Source organism: Candidatus Cloacimonadota bacterium (assembly GCA_034661015.1).
Lineage (GTDB): Bacteria > Cloacimonadota > Cloacimonadia > JGIOTU-2 > JGIOTU-2 > JAYEKN01.
On the sequence record JAYEKN010000071.1, the window covers coordinates 1 to 22989 of the forward strand.

General features: G+C 33.7%; 19 protein-coding genes. 13 read left to right on the plus strand and 6 right to left on the minus strand.

The genetic code is table 11. The features are described 5' to 3' along the window. Positions 1 to 525: 525 nt before the first annotated feature. The 13 genes from U9P79_02395 to U9P79_02455 all read left to right on the plus strand — a co-directional run bounded on the left by U9P79_02395 (position 526) and on the right by U9P79_02455 (position 14893). The gene (locus U9P79_02395; protein ID MEA2103479.1) at positions 526 to 840 is read left to right on the plus strand and encodes a 4Fe-4S binding protein; all 315 of its coding nucleotides are present in this window, start codon (positions 526 to 528) and stop codon (positions 838 to 840) included. Then, positions 827 to 1990, plus strand: a complete 1164-nt coding sequence (locus U9P79_02400) for a 2-oxoacid:acceptor oxidoreductase subunit alpha (protein ID MEA2103480.1) — start codon at positions 827 to 829, stop codon at positions 1988 to 1990. The genes U9P79_02395 and U9P79_02400 overlap by 14 nt, the downstream gene beginning before the upstream one ends. After that, positions 1987 to 2823, plus strand: a complete 837-nt coding sequence (locus U9P79_02405) for a thiamine pyrophosphate-dependent enzyme (GenBank protein ID MEA2103481.1) — start codon at positions 1987 to 1989, stop codon at positions 2821 to 2823. Before U9P79_02400 ends, U9P79_02405 begins: the two co-directional genes overlap by 4 nt. Before the next feature lie 35 nt (positions 2824 to 2858). Then, positions 2859 to 3407, plus strand: a complete 549-nt coding sequence (locus U9P79_02410) for a 2-oxoacid:acceptor oxidoreductase family protein (protein MEA2103482.1) — start codon at positions 2859 to 2861, stop codon at positions 3405 to 3407. Positions 3408 to 3415: 8 nt separating this feature from the next. Then, on the plus strand, positions 3416 to 3811 hold the full coding sequence (gene mce / locus U9P79_02415) for a methylmalonyl-CoA epimerase (protein ID MEA2103483.1): 396 nt from the start codon (positions 3416 to 3418) through the stop codon (positions 3809 to 3811). A gap of 90 nt (positions 3812 to 3901) precedes the next feature. Continuing rightward, positions 3902 to 5452, plus strand: coding sequence for an acyl-CoA carboxylase subunit beta (locus tag U9P79_02420; protein ID MEA2103484.1), 1551 nt, complete (start codon positions 3902 to 3904; stop codon positions 5450 to 5452). 9 nt (positions 5453 to 5461) lie between these two features. After that, positions 5462 to 5929: a hypothetical protein gene (locus tag U9P79_02425; protein MEA2103485.1), complete on the plus strand. Its 468-nt coding sequence runs from the start codon at positions 5462 to 5464 to the stop codon at positions 5927 to 5929. A gap of 75 nt (positions 5930 to 6004) precedes the next feature. Beyond that, positions 6005 to 6445, plus strand: coding sequence for a biotin/lipoyl-containing protein (locus U9P79_02430; protein MEA2103486.1), 441 nt, complete (start codon positions 6005 to 6007; stop codon positions 6443 to 6445). After that, positions 6445 to 7560, plus strand: coding sequence for a sodium ion-translocating decarboxylase subunit beta (locus U9P79_02435; protein ID MEA2103487.1), 1116 nt, complete (start codon positions 6445 to 6447; stop codon positions 7558 to 7560). Before U9P79_02430 ends, U9P79_02435 begins: the two co-directional genes overlap by 1 nt. Positions 7561 to 7634: 74 nt before the next feature. Next, positions 7635 to 9362: an NFACT family protein gene (locus tag U9P79_02440; GenBank protein ID MEA2103488.1), complete on the plus strand. Its 1728-nt coding sequence runs from the start codon at positions 7635 to 7637 to the stop codon at positions 9360 to 9362. A 395-nt stretch (positions 9363 to 9757) separates the two neighbouring features. Further along, the gene (locus U9P79_02445) at positions 9758 to 11251 is read left to right on the plus strand and encodes an ATP-binding protein (GenBank protein MEA2103489.1); all 1494 of its coding nucleotides are present in this window, start codon (positions 9758 to 9760) and stop codon (positions 11249 to 11251) included. A 14-nt stretch (positions 11252 to 11265) separates the two neighbouring features. Then, positions 11266 to 13455, plus strand: coding sequence for an ATP-binding protein (locus U9P79_02450; protein ID MEA2103490.1), 2190 nt, complete (start codon positions 11266 to 11268; stop codon positions 13453 to 13455). A 19-nt stretch (positions 13456 to 13474) separates the two neighbouring features. After that, the gene (locus tag U9P79_02455; GenBank protein ID MEA2103491.1) at positions 13475 to 14893 is read left to right on the plus strand and encodes a sigma-54 dependent transcriptional regulator; all 1419 of its coding nucleotides are present in this window, start codon (positions 13475 to 13477) and stop codon (positions 14891 to 14893) included. Positions 14894 to 15037: 144 nt separating this feature from the next. On the opposite strand, the gene U9P79_02460 is transcribed toward U9P79_02455, so the two are convergent. The 6 genes from U9P79_02460 to U9P79_02485 form a co-directional block, all read right to left on the minus strand. Then, on the minus strand, positions 15038 to 16741 hold the full coding sequence (locus U9P79_02460) for a hypothetical protein (protein ID MEA2103492.1): 1704 nt from the start codon (positions 16739 to 16741) through the stop codon (positions 15038 to 15040). A 599-nt stretch (positions 16742 to 17340) separates the two neighbouring features. Then, entirely contained in the window at positions 17341 to 18672 is a 1332-nt protein-coding gene (locus U9P79_02465) for a sigma-54 dependent transcriptional regulator (GenBank protein MEA2103493.1), read from the minus strand. Further along, positions 18669 to 20339 (minus strand): ATP-binding protein, encoded by a 1671-nt coding sequence (locus tag U9P79_02470; protein ID MEA2103494.1) that lies wholly within the window; start codon positions 20337 to 20339, stop codon positions 18669 to 18671. The genes U9P79_02465 and U9P79_02470 overlap by 4 nt, the downstream gene beginning before the upstream one ends. Before the next feature lie 8 nt (positions 20340 to 20347). Continuing rightward, positions 20348 to 21355 (minus strand): hypothetical protein, encoded by a 1008-nt coding sequence (locus U9P79_02475; GenBank protein MEA2103495.1) that lies wholly within the window; start codon positions 21353 to 21355, stop codon positions 20348 to 20350. Continuing rightward, positions 21321 to 21920: a hypothetical protein gene (locus U9P79_02480; protein ID MEA2103496.1), complete on the minus strand. Its 600-nt coding sequence runs from the start codon at positions 21918 to 21920 to the stop codon at positions 21321 to 21323. Before U9P79_02480 ends, U9P79_02475 begins: the two co-directional genes overlap by 35 nt. A 139-nt stretch (positions 21921 to 22059) precedes the next feature. Beyond that, on the minus strand, positions 22060 to 22497 hold the full coding sequence (locus tag U9P79_02485; protein MEA2103497.1) for a carboxypeptidase-like regulatory domain-containing protein: 438 nt from the start codon (positions 22495 to 22497) through the stop codon (positions 22060 to 22062). Positions 22498 to 22989 lie beyond the last annotated feature (492 nt).

The window sequence follows — 22989 nt, forward strand, 5'->3', positions numbered from 1 at the left end:
GCTCCACCCATGCCGAGGGCACGGGGACCAATGCTATTTAAACTCAAACCATTTGCCCATACTCCAACAGCAAATAGACTTATTACACAAACAAGCACAAGAACTTTTTTCATAGTTCTCCTTTCTTTAATGTAGTTTTTTAGGGTTAACAATTTAGTATAATGCTACACGAAATAAACTTACCCGAAATAAGCAAACGGGAAAATATTTGTAAATTTTTTTAATTATTTTTCTACTATAAGAAAAGGTTTACTCAATAATTCAACGGTTTTTACGTCTAAAGTACGATTTATAAATTTACTTATTTTGGAATAGTTTTTACTTTTCCATTGATTTTATTTGAATATGGCGATTTGTTTTTTCTTACACATATCTTCTATTACTGCAATTACAGCGGATAAATAATTTAGAATCAAAAGGGTAAAAATTGTTTTTGAGATTTTCAGGAGTATTTTTACAAGGATAATTAAAAAAATTATTTAGAATATTTGACAATGAATAATTCCCTCTTTCGAGGAAGTCATTATGAAAAAGAAATCTCAAGGCAAGATAATCAAAGATACTGGTTCTCTTGAAAAGGTTAAAGTAAAGGGATCGTTAGTTGATGATCCCGGTGATTATAAGAAGACACCTGTTCATATTTATTATGAATGGTGTAAAAAATGTGGAATCTGCGTAGCATTTTGCCCTACCGGAACCTTAGCGGAAAGACCCGATGGAGCTCCCTACGTAAAATATCCGGACAAATGTACACATTGCGAAAAATGTGATATGCTATGTCCTGATTACGCCATTACCGGTGCTGCTACAAATGAAAGGGTGGAAAATGTCAACCGTTAAAAAAAATAATTACACAAAAACACCTGTTCTTATGCAGGGAAATGAAGCTGTTGTACAGGGAGCATTGGATGCCGGATTAACTTTTTTCGGTGGATATCCGATAACGCCTTCAACAGAGATTGCAGAAATTCTTTCCGCGGAATTACCTAAGATCGGTGGTAGATTTATTCAGATGGAAGACGAACTTGGCAGCATGGCAAGTATTATCGGTGCAAGTATTGCCGGAAGAAAATCAATGACTGCCACAAGTGGTCCCGGATTTTCGCTTATGCAAGAAAATATCGGTTTTGCAATGATGACGGAAGTACCTTGTGTAGTGGTAAATGTTCAGCGTGGTGGACCGAGTACCGGTTTGCCCACCAGCCCTTCCCAAGGTGATCTAATGCAAGCAAGATGGGGAACTCATGGCGATCACCCCGTAATTGCTTTGTATCCCGATTCGATTTTGGAATGTTACGCATTAACTATTCGCGCCTTTAATCTTGCAGAAAAATATCGAACTCCGGTAATTCTCCTCATGGATGAAGTTCTCGGACATATGCGAGAATCCATCATTCTACCTCCTAAAGATCAATTGAATATCATAAATAGAATTCCTCCTAATGTGCCACCTGAATGGTATCGCCATTATAAAAACAACCCCAAATACATTTCTCCTTTGGCGAATTTTGGAGAAGGATATCGCTTTCATATTACAGGATTAACTCATGATGAAAAAGGATTTCCAACTCAAAAACTTGATGAAATTCAAGCAAAAATGGATAAACTACAAAATAAAATCAAAGATAATCTCGATGATCTTATTCAGATTGAAGATTTTTATATGGAAGACGCAGAAGTTGCTATTTTTGCAGCCGGAATTGTGGCTCGTTCTGCAAAAGAAGCTGTGAAACAAGCAAGAGCAAAAGGTATCAAAGCCGGGCTTGTCAGACCACTTACAATTTGGCCATTTCCTGATCACGACGTTGAAACAATGTTAGAAACTTCAAAATCAATTATTGTTGCCGAACTTAATCAGGGGCAAATGATTAATGAAGTGAAACGAGTAACAAGTCACCTTCCACATAAGAAATTTCATAAATTGCAAAAATATAACGGTGAACTGATAACACCCGAAGAAATCCTCAAAAAAATAACGGAGGTAAAGTGAAATACCATAAAAATATTCCCCAAAAAGTAATACATAGATACCTTCGCCACGACAAAAAATTTCCTCACGTTTGGTGTCCTGGTTGTGGAAACGGAACAGTTCTCGGTGATATACTTCGCGCCATTTATCATCTTGGACTGACAAAAGATGAAATAGTGATGGTTTCAGGAATTGGTTGCTCAAGCAGAATGCCGGTTTATGTAGATTTCAATACGCTTCATACCACTCACGGGCGGGCAATTGCTTTTGCTACCGGAATTAAATTTGCTAATCCCAAACTTAAAACTATAGTCATAACCGGAGACGGCGATGCTACTGCGATCGGTGGAAATCACTTTATTCATGCGTGCAGAAGAAATATTGATATCACCATCATTATTATAAATAATAATATTTATGGAATGACCGGCGGGCAGGCATCTCCCACTACTGCTCCCGGCAAATTTGCCACTACTGCACCTTATGGAGCGATAGAGTCTAATTTTGATATTTGTAATCTCGCCATAGGTGCCGGTGCAAGTTTTGTTGCCCGAACCACTGCTTTTCATACAACAGAAGCCAGAAAATTATTTGAAAAAGCATTTATGAAAAAAGGCTGTTCTGTAATTGACGTTATTACTCAGTGCCCTGTTGCTTACGGAAAAAGAAATAATCTTTCCACCGCTGTTCAGATGTTGAAATGGCAAAAGGAACAAACCATACCCAAAGCTGCTTATGATAAAATCCCTGAAGAAAAAAGAAAAGGTAAAGTGATTCGTGGAATACTTCACGAAGATGATAAAAACGAGTTTACAGCCGAGTATCAAAAACTAATTGAAAAAGTTCAGAAGTAAATTAATAATTAAAGCAACTTTCTACAGGAGAAAAAGTGAAATCTCAAATAAGATTAAGCGGAAGCGGCGGGCAAGGGCTCATCCTTGCTGGAATTATTTTAGCTGAAGCAGCTACATTAAAAGGAAAGCAAGTTCTTCAATCCCAAAGTTATGGTCCCGAATCACGCGGTGGAAAAAGCCGTTCTGATGTTATTATTGACGATAAAACAATCTATTTTGCTCATGCGGTTGATCTGGATATCCTGCTAAGCCTAACTCAAGAAGCAGCGGATGAATATATCCCCATGCTGAAAAATAGCGGTATCTTTATATATGATTCGGAAAACGTCAGAATAAATCCACTTGAAAACGAAGCAATCGGAATTCCATTTTCAAAAATCGCTCTTGATGAACTAAAGACTGTTATGGCAGTTAATATTATTACTCTTGGTTTTATTGCAAAAATTACAAATCTCATAACTCAAAAAGACTTGGAAAACGTAATCACGAAAAAAATTAGGAAAAAATTCGTAGATCTGGATTTGAAGGCAGTTAAACTTGGCTTCAAACTTGGGAAAAAATATTTGGAAGAAGAAAAAAGATAAAAATGGATATGGAAAAGATAGATCATGTTGGTATTGCCGTGAGAAATTTGCAAAGCAGTATCAATATTTATAAATCGCTTGGAATGAAAGTCTCCGATATTGAAGAAATCAAAGAACAGAAAGTAAATGTTGCTTTTATTGATATTGGAAAAAACCGGATAGAATTATTAGAACCTACCTCTCCGGAAAGTGCTATTGCAAAGTTTATCGAAAAAAAAGGGGAAGGAATCCACCATCTTGCTATTCGAGTCAAAAATCTAAAAACAATTTTGGCAGAATATCAAGAGCGTGGGATTCGCCTCATTGATAAAACTCCTCGTGCAGGTTCTCATGGTCTGAAAATCGCCTTTGTACATCCTAAATATACAGATGGTGTTTTGCTCGAATTGTGCGAAAAAGCGTAAATCAATCATCCCCCAATTGGTTTATAAAACTCATTGATTGAACTTAGCTAACAACAATTTTAAAATTAAGATTATTCCAATAGGAGTATAATGGAAAGAGAAAAACAGATTGCTCTATTAAAATCCAAAAGAGCCGAAGCCTTACTTGGTGGAGGCGAAAATAGGATAATACAGCAACATAAAAAGAACAAATTAACTGCTCGCGAAAGAATTAATCTTGTTCTTGACGAAGATAGTTTTGAAGAGTTCGATATGTTCGTTCAACACAACTGCACAGATTTTGGCATGGAAAAATTAAAATTTCTTGGTGATGGCGTAGTTACCGGTTGTGGCACAATTGATGGAAGACTGGTTTATGTTTACGCTCAAGATTTCACGGTTATTGGCGGCTCTCTCTCAAAAACCGTTTCAGAAAAAATATGCAAGATTATGGAAATGGCAATGAAGATGGGTGCTCCGATGATTGGTCTGAATGACTCGGGGGGTGCGCGTATTCAGGAGGGAGTGGATTCTTTGGCTGGATATGCGGATATTTTTCTAAAGAACGTTCTTGCTTCCGGAGTCATTCCACAAATTTCTGCAATAGTCGGTCCTTGTGCAGGTGGTGCGGTATATTCTCCCGCCATTACCGATTTTATAATTATGGATAAACAAAACAGTTATATGTTCGTTACCGGACCCAAAGTCGTTAAAACGGTTACTAATGAAGATGTAACTACAGACCAACTGGGAGGAGCTACAACGCATGCCCGAATAAGCGGAGTATCTCATTTCATCACCGATACTGAATATGATACTTATTCTTTGATCAGGAATCTTCTTTCCTATCTCCCGAGTAACAACTATGAAGAGCCCCCCGTTTTAACCTGCTCTGACCCGATTGACAGAATTTCTGAAGAATTAAATACCATCGTACCTGATGAAGCAACTAAACCCTACGATGCAGTAAATGTGGTTGAAAAAATTGTGGACAATGGTAATTTTCTGGAAGTTGCTCGGCTTTATGCTCCCAATATAATTGTTGGTTTTGCGAGGATGAATGGACATACGGTTGGTATCGTCGCAAACCAACCAAAATATCTTGCCGGATGCCTTGATATAAATGCCTCGAAAAAAGGTGCTCGATTTGTTCGATTCTGTGATGCTTTTAATATCCCTCTCATCTGTTTTGAAGATGTGCCCGGTTTTTTACCCGGACTAAAACAAGAGCATGGTGGAATAATTAAAGAAGGTGCAAAAATTCTTTACGCTTTTGCCGAAGCCACTGTTCCAAAAATTACTGTAATTACACGAAAAGCTTATGGTGGTGCATATTGCGTTTACAATTCCCGTCATGTTCGTGCTGATCTCGTATATGCCTGGCCCTCAGCAGAAATTGCCGTTATGGGTCCAAAAGGTGCTGTTGAAATAATATTCCGCAAAAATGCAATGAAATCCGAAAATCCCCAAGAATATCTTAGTGAGGCAGAAGAAACTTATCGTAATAAATTTGCAACACCTTATCAAGCAGCAAGCAAGGGATATGTTGACGATATTATAGAGCCTTCAACTACTCGTTCCAGACTGATCCGAGCTCTTGAAATGTTAGCTTCTAAAAAAGACTCAAATCCTCCAAAAAAACATGGTAATATACCTTTATAAATAATAATCATGAAAAAAACGTTAATCAGCATTATAATTTTCTCTCTTCTAATAGTTATTGCAAATCCGATTTTTGCAGCAGAAACACAAAAAACAAATCAGGAGTTATCAAACTTCAGCGTATGGAATGTTGTTTTGGTTGGTATGTTCATAATTTTCTTCAGTTTAGTAGTTATTGCTTTTGCCGTTGATCTGCTAAAACATTTGCAAAAACGAAAAAAAAAGAGTAAATTTGTAGAACAAAAGAAAATAATCTCAGAAAAGATATCCCATCTTAAGCCACTTCACCATAAAGAAAAGGCGACTCCTTTGCATCATAATTTGCAATTGGCAATTCTAACAACACTTTTTCTGTATGAGAATGAGATAGAAAATCAAAGTAAAATGCTTCTCACTATGAAAAGAGCAAAAACATGTACATGGAAGCAAAGTTCAAGACTTCTGATGCCTAATTCTTGTTTTAACCGGAAATTTTAATTAATTTTACTCGTTAAGAAAAGCAAATCAAAAATATTGACCGTGAGTTATTTGAAAATATAAAAGGTAAATTATATGAAAACGTATAAAATGGAAATCAATGGCGAAAAGTTCGAAGGTAAAGTTGTTGAATACGATGGCTTAAACATAAAGGTAGATATTAACGGCATAAAATACCAAGTGAAAATGGAGCCGGAATTCGGTAAAACCGAAATTCAATTTAAAAGATCTAAAAAAATAATAACCGATCCCCCGACAATTGAGAAAAAACCTGACAAAGAACCGGGACCTATAATTGGAAAAGTTCAAGCTCCGTTACCAGGTGCTATTATTGATATAATGGTAAAAGTTGGGGATAAAATAAAAACCGGGGATGTTGTGCTAATTCTCGAAGCTATGAAAATGGAATCTGAGATAATGTCGGATTATGATGGAACAGTGAAAACAGTACCTGTCCAAAAAGGTGATAATGTGAGTGAAGAGCAAGTTTTAGTTGAGATAGAGGTAGCAAAATAATGAATGAGTTAGTCAAATTTCTCCAAATAACTGCTTTTTCTCATGGCGATTATACTCATTTGATAATGCTCGCTGTGGGGATATTCTTTATTACTCTGGGAATTGTTAAAAAATACGAGCCGCTGTTACTCGTCCCAATCGGTTTTGGAATTTTAATAGGTAACATGCCCGGAACTTTTGGCGGTGTCTATGATAAAGGTTCTGTGTTTAACATCATCTATTTCGGAGTAAAGTCCGGACTTTATCCCCCTTTGATATTTCTCGGCATCGGTGCAATGACGGATTTTAGTTCTCTCATTGCAAATCCCAAATTAGTCCTCCTCGGGGCTGCTGCCCAATTCGGAATTTTTGCTACTTTTATCGGAGCAATTCTGCTGGGATTCGCTCCTAAAGCAGCTGGAGCAATAGGTATAATTGGCGGAGCAGACGGTCCCACTTCCATTTTTTTATCTTCCCATCTGGCACCGGAACTACTCGGACCCATCGCAATCGCAGCATATTCCTATATGGCTCTCGTCCCCCTGATCCAACCTCCAATAATGAGACTACTCACTACAGACAAGGAAAGAATAATCCGCATGAAAAATCCGCGAATTGTAAGCAAAAGAGAGAAAATTATTTTCCCGATTGTTTCTTTCTTCATAACTGTTTCGATTGCACCTCGTTCTATCTCTTTGCTTGGGATGCTCTTTTTTGGCAATTTAATTAAGGAATCGGGAGTAACCGAGCGATTGGCTGGAGTTTCACGGAATGCACTCATCGATATAGTAACTATCCTGCTCGGTATTGCCGTTGGTGCCAGCACTCAAGCAGATGTCTTTCTTACAAAAAGTTCAATAAAAATATTTATTCTCGGTGCTTTTTCATTTTGCATTGCAACCGCTGCCGGAGTATTATTTGCAAAGTTGATGAATCTGTTTCTTAAGGAAAAGATAAATCCTCTAATCGGAGCTTCCGGCGTTTCTGCTGTACCTGATTCAGCCCGCGTGGTTCATCATGAAGGGCAAAAATATGATAAGAATAACTATCTCCTTATGCACGCAATGGCACCGAATGTTGCCGGAGTTATCGGCTCGGCAGTGGCTGCCGGTGTACTTTGGGGAATTTTAAAATAACCTTTTAAAGAACATAAATTTAAGGGCTTTACGGTATTCTCCGTAGAGCCTTTCTTTTTTATAGGAGTATTATTATGGATCTCTTATTTCTTCAATTATGGAAAAAGGAATTTCAAGATGAAATTCTCAATCGTGGTTTTCGCAGAGCTCGTTTTTCTGACGGAGAATACAAATTAGAATTTTCCAACACATTTCTGCATATTTTTCCTCATTCCGGTGATTCGATTTGTTTTTCTTCCAATCATATTGAAATAGAAAAACAAATTTCTCGCAGGAAAGACGATGCAATTGGGTTGAGTGAAGAAAATGGATTTACAAAAATTCTGAACACTCATCTAAAAAAATGTAAAGTAACAAAAATTGAAATGGCTGAAAATGATCGGATTATCTTTCTTTATTTTCAGAAACATGATATTTTCGGTATAAATATTGAATATAAACTCATCATTGAATTAATCAACAGATATGAAAATCTGATCTTTACTCGAAAATCGGAAGATAATAAATGGCAAATAATTGATTGTCACAAAAAAATCGGCATTGCGGATAGCCGTTTCAGACAAATTCTTCCCGGTTTGGAATATTGCCCTCCTCCCAAGCAAAAAAAACCAAATATTTTCAATGTAAATCAGTTCGAATTTGACAAATTAGTTAGCAAACATTTTCCGGAAAAATGGAACGATTTCATCCGGAATTTTTCTGATATGCCAAAATTTTTGAGTGAAAAATACTCAGACAACAAAAGTGCAGAAAAGTTTTGGACGATTATTGAGAACACAAAAATCATGATTAATAAAATTTATTCAATTATCAGAGAGAACGGCAATGAGGATTTGCAGGAATTTATCGTTTTCTTTAATACTTCAAATAAATATTTATCTCTTTATGAAAGTGAAGATACTTATGGTTTTTTGGATATAAACTCTGCCTTTAAATATTATTATGATGAAAAACTCAAAAAAAATTATCTGCATAATCTAAAATCAAGAATTCTCAAATATTATCGTAAAAAGAGAAAATCTTTGAAGAAGGCTTTAAAAATTCAGAAAAAAGAACTTGAGCAATTGGAGAGAATTGATGATTGGAAAAAATTCGGGGAATTATTGAAAACACAACTTCATCAAATTAAGCCGAGACAAAGGGTTATTTCTGTGATAGATTATTTTTCTGAAAATCCTTCGGAAATAGAAATTCCGCTAAATCCTGAATGGGATGCTAAGCGAAACATGGAATTTTATTTCAAGAAATACAAAAAAGCAAAAAGTGGAATCGAAAATCTTAATAAGCAAATTTCAAAAAATCAAGAGGAATTCAGAGAAATAGAAAATCTAATCACCTATATCGAAAATACTGATGACGAAGAATATTTATCGCAATTATCGGTGGAAAAAAATCAGAGATCGAAAAGAAAAGTGCCGGAGCAAAAGACAAAATTCAGAACATTCGATTTTGTGGGAAAAAAAAGAGAATGGAAAATTTATGTAGGCAGGAAACGGAAAGAAAATGATGAACTTACAACGAAATTCGCGAATTCAGATGATTGGTTCTTCCACAGCCGCATCTATCACGGTTCGCACGTAATTGTCCGAAACCCGGATAGATCGGAAAGTTTACCTCAAAATGTTACAATTTACGCTGCCCGGTTAGCAGCCCATTTTAGCAAAGCAAAGCATTCAGCAAATGTTCCGGTGGATTTTACAAAGATCAAATATGTCTCAAAACCCCGAAAAAGTCCTCCGGGATTTGTAATCTACCGTAATCAAAAGACCATTTTCGTTGACCCTCTTGACCCTCGGAAGTAAATTTTATTCGTAATTAGTTTCTTCAAAATGCAACGCTTTGGAAAAGCGTAATACGAGCGTAATTCGTTTCTCCGAAACGACAATAAAACACGCTTTGGAAAAGCGTAATACGAATTCATTCGTTTCTCCGAAAAGACAAACAGCAAAAACCGTAATTCGTTTCTCCGAAACGATAATAAAACACGCTTTGGAAATACTTGTTACAATACAACATACACATTTTTATTGACGCCATTACACATTTTTTGGAATTTAGATTCCAAAAAAGAAAAAATCGTAAATTACGAATTTCACGAATAATCACTAATGAAAAATAATGAGATTTTTAAATATAAAAAATAATTTGTTGTAAATAATTTTTTTTAAAAACTAATGTCAATTTACTGGAGAGAATCATGTTAGAAAAACACCTTTTTGATATTCTTCAAAAAGCCATAGAAACTTTAAGGCTCGGAATCACCGTAACAAACTTAGAACGGAAGATAATCTACGTAAATCCAGCGGATGCAAAGATGCATGGATATTCTGTGGAAGAATTATACGGGACTGATGCAATAATTTACTCGACGAATAAAGAACGAGAAAAGGCATCTTTGGAAGAAATACAAAGATGGAATGGGATGATGCGAGAAAGTAGCAATAAACGAAAAGATGGTTCTACATTCCCGGTTCGCCTTATTTCTGAAATAATAAAAGACGAAACAGATATACCAATCGCCATTATTACTATCTGCGAAGATATTACTCACCTAAAGGAATTGGAAGAACAAATAATTAGCACAAAAAAGATGGAATATTTACGAATTCTCACTTCAGGTGTTGCACATGATTTTAATAACATCCTAACCGGTTTATTAAATGGGGTCCAAATTGCTGAAAAAAAAATATCTTCAGGGGAAGAAATCACTTCCACCATGGATTTTTTGCATGATTCAATTCTCCATGCAAAAGCAATATTTGATAACTTATTTTCATTTTCAAAAGGAAATGCGGAATTGGTAAAACAAAATGTTAATATTTCAGATTTCATTCGTAAAAATGCCGAACTGGTGTTAAAAAATTCTATAGAAAAATATACATTTAACTGCACTAAAGACAGTTATAATATTTCTGTTGATAAAGGGCAACTTGCTCAAGTTGTTCAGAATATTATTCTAAATGCTGCCCAATCAATGCCGGATGGCGGAAAAATCGAAGTAATTATTCGACAAATCAAAATTTCTCAGCATGAAAAATTAACTCCCGGAAAATATATTGAACTATCGTTTCAGGATCAGGGAGAAGGTATTTCCAAAGAAAACATCGCAAGGATTTTTACTCCCCTTTTCTCTACAAAAAAAGATGGAAACGGTTTGGGACTTGTCTTTTCAAAACTGATAATTGAAAACCATGGCGGTAATATTGAGGTAGAATCTTGCATTGGTGAGGGTACAACATTTAAAATATATCTTCCTGCTAATGAGGAAAACAAATTCGTCGTAAAAGAAGAAGTGGATTTAGACACATCCATCAAAAATCTGAAAATATTATTAGTTGAAGACGACGAGTTTCTGATAAATATTTTTTCGAGGATACTTTCCGATTACGATATTATCGTAGATTTTGCTAAAACCGGTATGAACGCTGTAAAAAAAATCAAAGAAAAATTACAAACACCAAATTCATTTGATCTTGTGGTAATTGATCTGAATTTAATGAATAGCATTAGCGGGACAGAAACTATTGAGAAAATCCGAGAAGTCGATTCTAAAGTTAAATCTGTCATAACAAGTGGTGATAAATCTAATAAAGTGATTAAAAATTTCAGTGATTATGGATTTTCAGCAGTACTTAACAAGCCCTATACTTGCGATGATATTATTAAAATAATAAACAGGCTATTTACATAGAGCGCAACTCGAATATGAATACATTATTCTGTTATTTTAAAAAGGGTGGATTCGAGAAAAAGATATTCTTGATTTTTTTTATCACTACAATTTTTGTAGTATTAGTTCTTACGGCTATTGAATGGCAAATTGGAAAATATTTCATCTGCAAATATGAGGATGAAAAGATTAAAAAGTATATTTCTACTTTTATGTCTGCAAAAATAAAATATGAATCTGAATCATTGCTCAAAATAAATGAACTTGTTAATAATCCCAAACTGAAGTTAGCGATGAGGGACAATAATTTCAACGAGATCAATCAATTATTTACACAAATTCAGCAAAAATTCCAAAATGAATATTTTGCTCTTTACAACATTAAAAAGGATCAATTGTCCGGAGAACGGTGGAATTTCATTGATAAGTATATCTCTCCAATCTATAAACAAATCTCAAATCAAAAATCTGGACTTTTTCTTGCAAACTTTAACCATAAAATATATTCAATAACATTTGCTCCCATTTATGCAGACACACTCCAAACGAACTTATGCGGATTTGTCGTCAATTCAGATAAATATGGATTGAGTGAATTGGGATTGGAGCGTTTTCAAAATAATGCCTTTCCACAAGATATATTCGTTCATACCAATCTACCTCGGGCACGATTGCTCGCATTTCCTTTACAAGAATCTATCGAAAAAGATCTTCGGTTTTCAGACAAATTAACACGCATATTTTTAAAAAAATTGGACAGAATGATTTTGCGAAAGCAATCCAATGCGATCCTCCGACTAAATTCAGAGATTGCCACCGGAGTTGTAGTTGACTATGATTTATCCAACGATCCCTCTGTTTTGTATATTTCAAATTATAATCGAGATTTCTATTCCTTTGCCCAAAAAAGTGCTTTGCTAATCCTCCTTGTAATTTTATCAATAACATTTGTAATAATCAGTCTTCTCGGCAACTGGTTTGGTAAACGAATTATCAAACCGATAAACGAAATAAATAGAAGCATGAAATCCATAAAGGATAATCCTGAAAAAATGGACTTTGTATCAGACGAATATCGTGGAGAACTTGGTGAAATGTCTCAAACATTTAATTCCATGAACACTTCTCTGTTTGAACACAGGAAATCCCTTGAAGAATACAAGTTGGTTACCGAGAATCTAAAATCAGGCATCTTTTGGTTGGATAATGATTTGGAAATTACTTTTTGTAATTTTGGTTTAGCCCGGATATTTTCGTTTTCAACTCCACGGGAAATTATCGGAAAAAAAATCACTGAATTTGTCCCCTTTTCCAAAAAAATGATTGAACAAGCCCAATCAAATAAACTGGTAATTCTGAACCGTGAAATAAAAATTGTTTCGAAAGAATCTACATCAGTAGTGAAAAACGATCTGAAATATATTGTTATTAATTTGAATCCTGTAAAAATAAATGAACAATCTAAACTTGTTGGAAGTATTACGGACATTTCCAAGGAAATGCTTGAGCGGAAAGCAAGACGCGAACTGGAATTGGAATTGATTAAGAGCAACAAACTTGCCACCATCGGAGGAAGAGTGGAAGGAGTTATTCATAACATTAATTCACCCTTGAATTCGGTTCTCGGTTATTCCCAATTGCTGAAAAAAAAACATAAAACCGATCAAGATATAAATAAAATCATTGAAGCTGGAAAAATCATTTCGAGTTATATAAAAACCCTTCAGAAAAAAATGCAGAATGAAGAAATATCAACAGCGCGTCCCTTGAATATCAACGAACTAATTGAGCAGGAATTGGAATTTAGCAAGCATAATCTTTTTTTTAAACATTATGTAGAAACACATATTCAATATGAAGAACCTCTGCCGAAAATCGAAGCGGTTTACAGCGACATTAGTGTTTGCTTCACAAATATTCTCAATAATGCGATAGAGTCGTTGTCTGGTTCTGAAGAAAAAACAATTCAAATTCGCACATTTCAAAAAAATAAATCAATTGCTTTCGAGATTAGTGATACAGGTTGCGGAATAGAGCAAAAAAATCTCAAAAAAATATTCAAACCAGACTTTACTACTAAAAAGCGGGAAACAAGTTCCGGTTTTGGGCTCGGATTGGCAATTTGTAAGCGCATTGCAGATAAACACAAGGGTTCTATTTTAGTGGAATCAAAAATTGATAAAGGAAGTACTTTTACTTTCTTAATCCCAATTCCAGATAAATAATATTTCAGGATATATAATTATGCCTAACAATTTGGACAAAATTCAAAATAAGAAAAAAATATTGATCGTTGATGATGAACCGGATGCTTTAGATATTTTCAGTCGCCAGTTGCAGAATGATTTTAATGTTGATATAACTAAATCTGCTGAGTCTGCCCTTAAAAAATTAGAAAAGGATAAATATGATATTATATTAAGCGATGTAGTAATGCCGGGAATGAATGGTCTGGAATTTTTGAGAATTGTAAAAGAAAAATGGCCTAACATTTCCGTTTTGATGATTAGCGGAAAATCCTCAATAGAAAAAGCGGTTGAAGCAATGAAACTCGGAGCGGAAGAATTTATCGAAAAACCGGTTGAAGACCTTGATATTTTGAAATTGAAGATCGAACGAATATTAAAATCAAAACAGCAGCAGGCTGAAATCCATCGCCTGAGAAATATTGTAAGAAGGGGATTGGATAGGAATAAGGTAATTGGCAACAGCCTTCACTTGCAAAAAACAATTAAGATGATAAAAAAGGTTGCTCCCTTGGACGCAACTGTTTTGCTTGTGGGTGAAACCGGTGTAGGGAAAGACCTTCTCGCCGAAATGATTTACAACAACAGTGAGCGAAGAGATAAAAAATTTGTATCAGTCAATTGTGGAGGTTTGCCGGAAAGCCTTTTGGAAAGCATGCTTTTCGGGCATAAAAAAGGAGCATTTACAGACGCTATTCGCGAAAAAACCGGATATTTTCAAGAAGCAAACAAGGGGACTTTATTTCTAAATGAAATAACCGAAACTTCTAAAAAATTCCAAACCAAATTATTAAAAACATTAGAAAAAAATGTAATCAGAAAAGTTGGCGGAGATAAAGACATCACGGTTGACGTGCGCGTAATTGCTGCTACAAATAAAGATATTTTTGAAGAAGTGAAAAAGGGAAAATTTCGTGAAGATTTGTATTATAGATTGAACATATTCCAAATTTATATTCCCTCGTTACGTGAAAGAATTGAAGATGTCCAACTCCTATCCAATTATTTTGTGGAAGAATTCGGAAAAAAATATCACAAAGCAGATTTACAAATCTCGCCTGAAGTAATGACAATTCTCTTAGCACAAAAATGGCGTGGGAATGTAAGAGAGCTGAAAAATGTAATCGAACACGCAGTGGCAATTGCTTCAAAAACCGCAATACAGATTTCCGATCTACCAAACTATCTCAAAAATAATGAAGAAACAATTACCGATAATTCCTTATTAAATTTATTACAAGGCTCATTTCCGCAATCAAAAAATACTTTTGAAAAATTGTATGTTCGGAATCTTCTAAAACAAACGGGCGGAGATGTAGCAAAAGCGGCTATGAGATCTAAGATAAAAAGGCAAAATCTGTATGGAAAATTTAAAAAGCATAATATCGAACCCGATGAATTTAGAAAAAACACATAAAGGGCTTGATAGGACATTACGGAAGCGGATAACAAATCCCGACGGAAAACAACCATCCGCAAGCTGCTTCTTCAATTGAGGACGCTTGAACTACTTTACGGATGAACACTATGTTGATGATTTTGTCCTGTTAAAGTTTCTTAGTTACCACAAATAATAATCAAGAGAAATTCTACTATTCCAATTGGCTTTATCAATTTTATTCTGTAAAGATGGAGTTTCAAAATCCACATCTTCAGAAGAACAAACTCCATCCCAAAGTTTTAGAATATTATAATTGGCAGTAAAATTCAGTCTCAAACGTGGGGTAAGATAATAGGTTGTTCTTAATTCTGTTACCGATGTTATTTCTTTATAATCATAAGAATATGGAATTTCTTTTTCAACTAAAACGCTATCTATTAATTCGGAAAAATTATAAGAATGCGCTTCTGATAGATTGCCGAACGAGAGAGATTGAGTCACGTAAATTCTTGTTCTGCTATTTAAATAATATTGTAATTGAGATTTTAATGCAGATGATAAACGGTATGATGCTGCCATAACCTCAGTAGGATTTATGCTTGTGTTAAACCAATTGCTAAAGTTGTGATTATTTTTTACATATTCTATCTTGGCATCAGCAATTAAATTCCAATGCCAACCAAAAGGTTTAGCAAAAGTTGCTGATATTTTCATCCCCAAAATTCCGTTACCGTAAACTTCTTTATAATCTAATTCCTCATTGACTTGAGATGTGTCAGAAGATACAAGTTGATATAAAGAATCAAAATATGCTGAATATTCTGTATTTTCATGTATATAATTATCTTTTCCCATTTGCTCTTTATAACCACCGGTAAAGAATAAACCTATTTGAAAACCGTAAGGGCGGTAAAAAGTTTGGTATATCCCTGCATAACAATTAATATTTTCCGAAGATTGACCTAAATCATAAATATCATTAATAGTTAAAAATGCGGAAACAGTTTCCCTTACGATTTTCTCGGAAATTAAGTAATTACTAATTTTTTCTAAAGACTCAATCCGCTTGATGCGTTTATCAAAATAATAACGATTCATTTCTTCATAGATGATAGTGGACAATTGCATCATTTGAGATGAATTAGGTTCTTTGAACAATAAACCTTTTCTTCTCAATTCAGCAATCATTTCTATTGCCCTTGCAGCATATTTTCCCTCATAAATTTTACCGTAAATTGGACCAAGCGTAATATTCGCATCAATTAACCTGTTCTGATCTTTGATTTCTCTAAAATAAATGTATCTCCTTTTATGATAGTATGTTGAATCTGATAAATCTAAATACACTTCCTCATCTTTATTTTCATATTTACCATTCCAATTAAATACATGGTATCTAAGATCAATTTGTCCACCAATTCCAAGTTTATCAATAAAATAATGACCACCGGAAATATTTATTGCACTGTCAAAACTGTTCGATTGTGTATTACTTGTACGTTCTGTGAATGGTGAATAATCCAATTGTGGATATAGTTTCTCAGAAGATGAATTAGAATTTGATTTGTTAAAAAATTGGCCAAAATAAATTTGTGGCTTTAGATAATAAAATGATTCTGGCGATTCATATTTGAGCCATGGGTAAATATTAAAAAAATAACCAAAACGATTATAAGAATCATTTTTATTCTCTACCGGTAATGCAATTGTTTGAATCTTATCAGAATAACCATGATCAGATCCTGTTAATTTTAAGTACATTTGCCCATCTTTAATATTTTGAGGTTGAAAACTTTGAATTGAAAAGGTCGAATCTTGTGCAAATAGGCTGTGGACATTAAATGCCAGCACAACCAATATCACGATTAATGTTTGAAATTTCATCTTTAAACTCCTTCTTTTATTGTCTCTTTTTGTTAACAAAGGTTTGCAAAAATCCACATAACATACACCTTTCGTTGACAGAGCACCCTTGTTTGTTGTGAGAGATTCTAGAAATTTATAATTTGATACATTTTTTCTTTCACTTTATTATTGCTTTTTATTATGTACATAGAATTTCCAAAAGTTAAAAACCGCAAACCGTGTCAATAAATTTAATTACAATATTTACTTGGGCACTATTTAGCCCTTTTTCAAAAAACTTTTACGACTATAGCGTGAGTTACAAAATCTGAAACACCTTTTTTCGGTTTTTTTGGGGTTTTAGACGAAAGATGGAATAAGTTCCCCACGTTACATTTTTGGTGTGTCCCAAATGCGTGGAACCTTTATTCAAAACAACATTCATAAAGTGACATCTCGGGCAACGATTGTATTTGATATTAATTTTATGAAACCACCACCAGATTAGAAAAGTTCCAATAGCTCCAATTGCCGAAAAAAACAATTGATTATACTTTCTAAAGATTAAGCAAAAATCAGGATCAATTTTTCAGTAGGCTCATAAATTTACAAAATTCTGCATTATTTTGTTATGAATCTTAATCTATATTATATTTTTTCAGTTTTCTTGAAAGAGTATTTCTATGAATACCGAGTATTTTTGCGGCTTTAATTTGGTTTCCCCTACATTCTTTCAAAATTTTTGTAATATGAGTTTTTTCTATGGAATTAAGAGATTTGAATTTTTGAATATTGAAATCTTCGTCAGGATTATAATTAACAATTTCATCAGGCAGGTCGGATACGTTAATTTTTGTATATCGAGCAAAGGCGGTGATGCGGCGAATTCTATTTCTTAACTCTCGGATATTTCCCAACCAAGAGTAATTGACCATTTTTATCATTGCCTCTTTAGAGAATGAGAATTTATCTCCCGTTTCGAATCTGTGTAAGAAATATTGGATGAGTTTCGGAATATCTTCTTTTCTTTCCCGCAAAGGGGGAATATGGATTGGAATAACATTCAGTCTATAATAAAGATCCTGCCGAAAATTTCCGTTTTCTACCTCTTTTTGCAAATCTTTATTCGTTGCTGAAATTATTCTGGCATTAGTTGTTTTTGTTTCGGAACTTCCCACCGGTTCGAATTTTTTATTTTCAATTGCCCTTAGTAATTTAACTTGCATAGTTAACGGCATATCAGCAATTTCATCAAGAAAAAGAAACCCATCATTCGCAAGTTCAAATCTTCCTGTTCTATCTTTGACCGCACCGGTAAATGCACCTTTCTTATGTCCAAATAGCTCACTCTCAAAAAGCGATTCCGGAATGGCGGAACAATTTATGGTAACTAATTTGTTATCTTTTCTGGGACTTAATTTATGAATAATTTCTACAATTACCTCTTTTCCAGTCCCACTTTCACCGCTGATGAGTACAGCAGCATCGATATGAGAGATTCTCCTGACAAGACTCATAACCGATGACATTTGTGGACTATCAAAAATGTAGTTTGTTTCTAAATTTTCATCTCCGAATTCGGCAATTATACTCTTGTGGTCTTTTGCAGTTTGAATATAGTTGCTGGCGTTTCTTACTTTTTTTAGCAGAATATCCAGATTGATTGGTTTCTTGATATAATCAAAAGCGCCCGTTTTAATTAACTCTACCGCATCGTCAACATTGCTATAAGCAGTAATTATTATCACAGCAGTTAATGGGTTTATTTTTACGATTTTTTTCAAAACCTCTTTACCATTCATTCTGGGCATTCTGTAATCTGTGATGACAATATCAATGGGATTTTGCTTAAAGAGTTCTAGCCCTTCTTCACCATTAAGTGCTTTATAAACCATAAAATCGTTACTTTGAAAGAATTCTTTGAGGATTTTTAGTTGGGTGGGATCATCTTCTATTATTAATATTTTCATTTTATCCTCATTTTGGGAAGATAGATATAGACTGTAGTGCCTTTATCTAATTTGCTCTCAATATTTATCATACCAAGATGTTCTTCAATAATTTTCTTAACGGTTGGCAAACCAATACCGTTACCTTCAGATTTAGTCGTGAAATAAAAATTCCAGATCTCTTCCTGAATTTTTGGGGACATTCCCATTCCATTATCGGCAATGCTTATCCTCAGATTTTTATTCTCTATTACAAAACCAATTTCAATAATTTTTTTATCCTGTTCTATTTCTTTGGAAAATGCTTCCAGAGAATTTTTTATAAGATTAATAATCACTTTTCGAATTGCTTCGCGATCAAAATTCCATTTAACATCCTCTTTAAACATAAGATTACATTGAATATTATTTTTCTTACAATCTTCTGCAAAAAGATCCTTTATCTCCTGGAGAAAGTTTGAGACATTATTAGAAGTGTAGCTTAGTTTAGACGGTCGAGAAAGTGAAAGAAATCTCTCAATAATATTATTTAGCCGTTCAATTTCAGTATATATAATTGTAACGGATTTATCAAATGTCTCTTTTGTTTGGGACAAGTAATTTGATTTTAACCGTTGCAAGGTCATATAAATAGCGTTAAGAGGATTCTTGATTTCATGAGCAACTTCTCCTCCCAATCTGCCGATTTCTGCGAGATGTCTTTTTAAATTTATTTCCCGCTTAATCTCATTTAGACGCGTATAATGTCTGTAAAATTTCAATTCCAAAATAAGCATAGAAATAAATATTAACGAATAAATCGCCAGCAAAATGTTTTGTTTTTTCTGAAATTGTTCAATTCTGTGATATGAAACACCTAATCTGATTAGGGTATTGGAATTTTGATAGAACCCGCCCGGCATAACCATTTCAAAAATTTTCTGAGTTTGCAAACTGTCAGAATAATCATAAATCCGTGATTTCGGTTTCTGATTTTGGCTAACTTGTTTCAAAAAATCATCTGAATCGATAGATTTTAGGAACTCAATATTTGAAGTTGCTGCAATAATTCCCTCATTATCCTGGATAACAATATAAACTATATGATTCATTTTTGATTCCGATTTTGACATATTGAAAATCTGTTTGCTGATCTTATCGAACAAACTTGATAACTCGATTGGTTCTAATAGATTTCGCAAGTTCTGTTTTTCCAAACCAGCGATAAACCATTGCTGTGCCTGATAAGTAGCCAGATAAATCCAACCTGATCTTGATTCCAATAATACAACCTCTTCATTTTTTGGTAAGTTTTCCAATTGAATAGGGAGGACTGCATTCTCGGGTAGAGAGAGTTGGACTTTATTATATTTATCCGCAATAAAAAATTGGGAAATATTGAACAACTTTCGCAAAGATTCAATTTTTTTAATATTGTTCGTCTCTAATGCTAAATTTATTAAGATTTCATTTTTATGTAAGAAGAGGGTTTCAATAATTTGGTTAGAATAAATGTTATCTTGAATATTGTTTTTAATCATTTTTACATTGAAGATGGCGTGATTTTTTTCTTCTTCCAACAAATTTTGCAGGTTGCTTTTTTGAATAAAATATATTGAAGCCCAAATAAATATAATTATGATTCCCAGAACAATTAAAACAATCTTCAGGATTTTTTCTTTTTTAATAAATTGTTCTTTATAATTCATTGTACTCATTAAAATTTATATATCAGACCAACCGAGAAATTGTAAGCATTCTCTGTGGATAAAGTACAAAGTGCAGTTTGGTAAAAAGAATCTGTAAAAACTAATAAATTGTTCAACACCGGATAATCACAATAAAAATCAAAGAATATACTGGACTCATTATAGGGTTTTTTATCTGAAATTGCAAGATAACGCTTTAATGAAAAAGTTAATTTGGGTTTAATTAATAACTTCTTGGCGTAAATTGTTAAGCCGGTATAAATATTATACATATCATAAGAAAAATAATCGAAAAGTTCCAGATCATTATAGATTAAGGAATCTGTTTTTATCAAATTGGTATTAACAAAAATTCCGGCTTGAAGACCAATATTGTCTTTTATGGGAAAAGAAAAATAGTTATGCGACGATAATCTGGTTAGATAAATGTCAGAGATATTGCTATTGTGAAAGTTTCTGACTGAAAGATCTAATTCTATATTTAAAGCAGCTGCTTTGTAAAAATGTTTATAAAGGAAATATGATGTAGCGGAAATATGGTTAAATTCTGAATTAGAAATATAATTATAACCCTCAATTTTAAAACCGATTTCAGTTAAATAATTTTGCTTTTTTTTATTTAAGAATAAATTTAATCCACCGCCTGTATAATTTAAAAATTCATTATTCTCTTCATTAAATTTAAAATAAAATTCAGAGTTCAGCCGTTTAAATGGTTTATTAAAATAAATTGTTGAATTCAAGCCGGGCTCATTTAATAAACTGTCTATGACTGAAAATTGATTTTGAAGTTCAAAAGCAAAAGATGGGAAAACAAAAAAAAGAGATTGTTGGAGATTGGTTTGATAATAATTTTCTTCGTATAAATCCTGTTTTCCACCAACATTTAATTGTATAAATCCTCCTATTTCGAGTGCAGATAAAGGTAGATAAAATAGGAGCAGAAGGAAAATAAAATATTTAGTTATATTAGGGGGATAGTTATCCACCACCACCACCGCCATGGCCGCCTCCATGGCCGCCGCCACTTCCGCTACCGCTTCCACCGGAATTTGAATCGTGAGAAGATTCATGTTTTTCGGATTTGGAATTACAAAAGAAACTTTTATATGATTTGAAACCAATATCTATCTCATTTATCATACGAAAATTCTTTTTTCTATAATCACAAATTCCATCACCATCATAATCTATAAACAAGTCATAATTTCTGCGATCAATTTCATGCCCGGATGTAAGTTTAATGGTGTTATCTTTATAAACAAAACTTGTTACTGCTGTTTTTTTATTGTAAGAATATCCCTTTATAATTAACTCATCTTGAGCCAAGAGCTCTTTTTGCTTTGCTTTTAAGATCTCTATATCTGGCTCACTAAATTCAAAAAAAGTTTGGTTGTGAACATCTTCGTAATCATATTCAAAGACCCACTGAGAATTTATTACAATTAATCTACCATTTAGTTCAATTTTTTTTCCATTTGAAATAATATCTTCATAAGTGGAATCATTACTCCCGGCAACAAGGTGGCTTGCCAAAAAGGGAATAATAAATAAAACTGTAATTATATTTTTAATTTTCATTTTTATTATTTTTACATAAAATTTAGATAACAGAATTTTGTCAATTTTTTTGAATGGAAATTATTTTTAGGTTTTCGTATTTGGGGATTTCATAAAACATAAGGGGGAAGAGGTTTTTCTTCCCCCTAAATCAAGTTACTTATCGGCGACCGAATATCCCAAAGAATCCACCTATACCAGTACAAGGTTCAAGTTCAAAATTGACAGTAATTCCAGGTTCTACAATTTCAAGATCTTCGATTTGCTGGCGCATGTATTCGCCGTGTTTTCTGGCTTTTCCAGTATAAATACCTTCAGCTAAATCAGCAATCTCATAATAACCATTTACATCAGTTGTAGTTGTTACAACACAACCACCGTGAGGACCACCATTTCCGCCACCATGAGGACCACCATTTCCGCCACCATGATGACCTCCACCGCGTACAACTAAACTGTCTGTAAAACAGAATATAACCGTGGCGTTTTCAATCGCTTCTCCAGTGTCTAAATCACTTACAATACCGCTAACAGTCGCAGCAATAACAAAACTAGCTGAGAAAACTAGTACCAGTCCGATCAATAATACCTTTTTCATGATTTTCTTCCTTTCGTATTTGATGTCAATTTATAGAGCAATAGCCGTGCCAATTATAAAATTTATGTTCTATAATGATTGCAATCTACTGTTATAGTGTGAATAACAAGTATATTAAATATTTGGTGATATTTTATTTCAGAAAACCAGTGCACTATTTTGGTGCTGGGAATTGTAAAATGGTGCAGAATAAAACGAGTTAAAATCATTTCTGAGCGAGTCCCAATCAAGAATTATCCGAAATTCCGTAAACTTCAGAATGATTATTTCAACCAGAATAATTGGCTTGTGATCTTCAAACTCCAACCTGACAGTTGAAAAAATTAATTTACTATTATGCAGTTAGTTACGTAAAACTAAAATTTCAATTATAGACTACGGGTTGGATTTGTCTTAAATGACAAGTCATTTATTTGTGGTTTTTTACAACCAATTTGTTTGAATATTTCTAATTGTTCTGAATTAGTTCTTACCAGCCCTTTATGCTTTTTG

What these genes read in the sequence shown, in the direction of transcription:
- U9P79_02395 (MEA2103479.1), top strand. Translation starts at nt 526, where the DNA reads ATGAAAAAGAAATCTCAAGGCAAGATAATCAAAGATACTGGTTCTCTT.
- U9P79_02400 (MEA2103480.1), top strand. Translation starts at nt 827, where the DNA reads ATGTCAACCGTTAAAAAAAATAATTACACAAAAACACCTGTTCTTATG.
- mce (MEA2103483.1), top strand. Translation starts at nt 3,416, where the DNA reads ATGGAAAAGATAGATCATGTTGGTATTGCCGTGAGAAATTTGCAAAGC.
- U9P79_02420 (MEA2103484.1), top strand. Translation starts at nt 3,902, where the DNA reads ATGGAAAGAGAAAAACAGATTGCTCTATTAAAATCCAAAAGAGCCGAA.
- U9P79_02425 (MEA2103485.1), top strand. Translation starts at nt 5,462, where the DNA reads ATGAAAAAAACGTTAATCAGCATTATAATTTTCTCTCTTCTAATAGTT.
- U9P79_02430 (MEA2103486.1), top strand. Translation starts at nt 6,005, where the DNA reads ATGAAAACGTATAAAATGGAAATCAATGGCGAAAAGTTCGAAGGTAAA.
- U9P79_02435 (MEA2103487.1), top strand. Translation starts at nt 6,445, where the DNA reads ATGAATGAGTTAGTCAAATTTCTCCAAATAACTGCTTTTTCTCATGGC.
- U9P79_02440 (MEA2103488.1), top strand. Translation starts at nt 7,635, where the DNA reads ATGGATCTCTTATTTCTTCAATTATGGAAAAAGGAATTTCAAGATGAA.
- U9P79_02445 (MEA2103489.1), top strand. Translation starts at nt 9,758, where the DNA reads ATGTTAGAAAAACACCTTTTTGATATTCTTCAAAAAGCCATAGAAACT.
- U9P79_02450 (MEA2103490.1), top strand. Translation starts at nt 11,266, where the DNA reads ATGAATACATTATTCTGTTATTTTAAAAAGGGTGGATTCGAGAAAAAG.
- U9P79_02455 (MEA2103491.1), top strand. Translation starts at nt 13,475, where the DNA reads ATGCCTAACAATTTGGACAAAATTCAAAATAAGAAAAAAATATTGATC.
- U9P79_02460 (MEA2103492.1), bottom strand. Translation starts at nt 16,741, where the DNA reads ATGAAATTTCAAACATTAATCGTGATATTGGTTGTGCTGGCATTTAAT.
- U9P79_02465 (MEA2103493.1), bottom strand. Translation starts at nt 18,672, where the DNA reads ATGAAAATATTAATAATAGAAGATGATCCCACCCAACTAAAAATCCTC.
- U9P79_02470 (MEA2103494.1), bottom strand. Translation starts at nt 20,339, where the DNA reads ATGAATTATAAAGAACAATTTATTAAAAAAGAAAAAATCCTGAAGATT.
- U9P79_02475 (MEA2103495.1), bottom strand. Translation starts at nt 21,355, where the DNA reads ATGGAGGCGGCCATGGCGGTGGTGGTGGTGGATAACTATCCCCCTAAT.
- U9P79_02480 (MEA2103496.1), bottom strand. Translation starts at nt 21,920, where the DNA reads ATGAAAATTAAAAATATAATTACAGTTTTATTTATTATTCCCTTTTTG.
- U9P79_02485 (MEA2103497.1), bottom strand. Translation starts at nt 22,497, where the DNA reads ATGAAAAAGGTATTATTGATCGGACTGGTACTAGTTTTCTCAGCTAGT.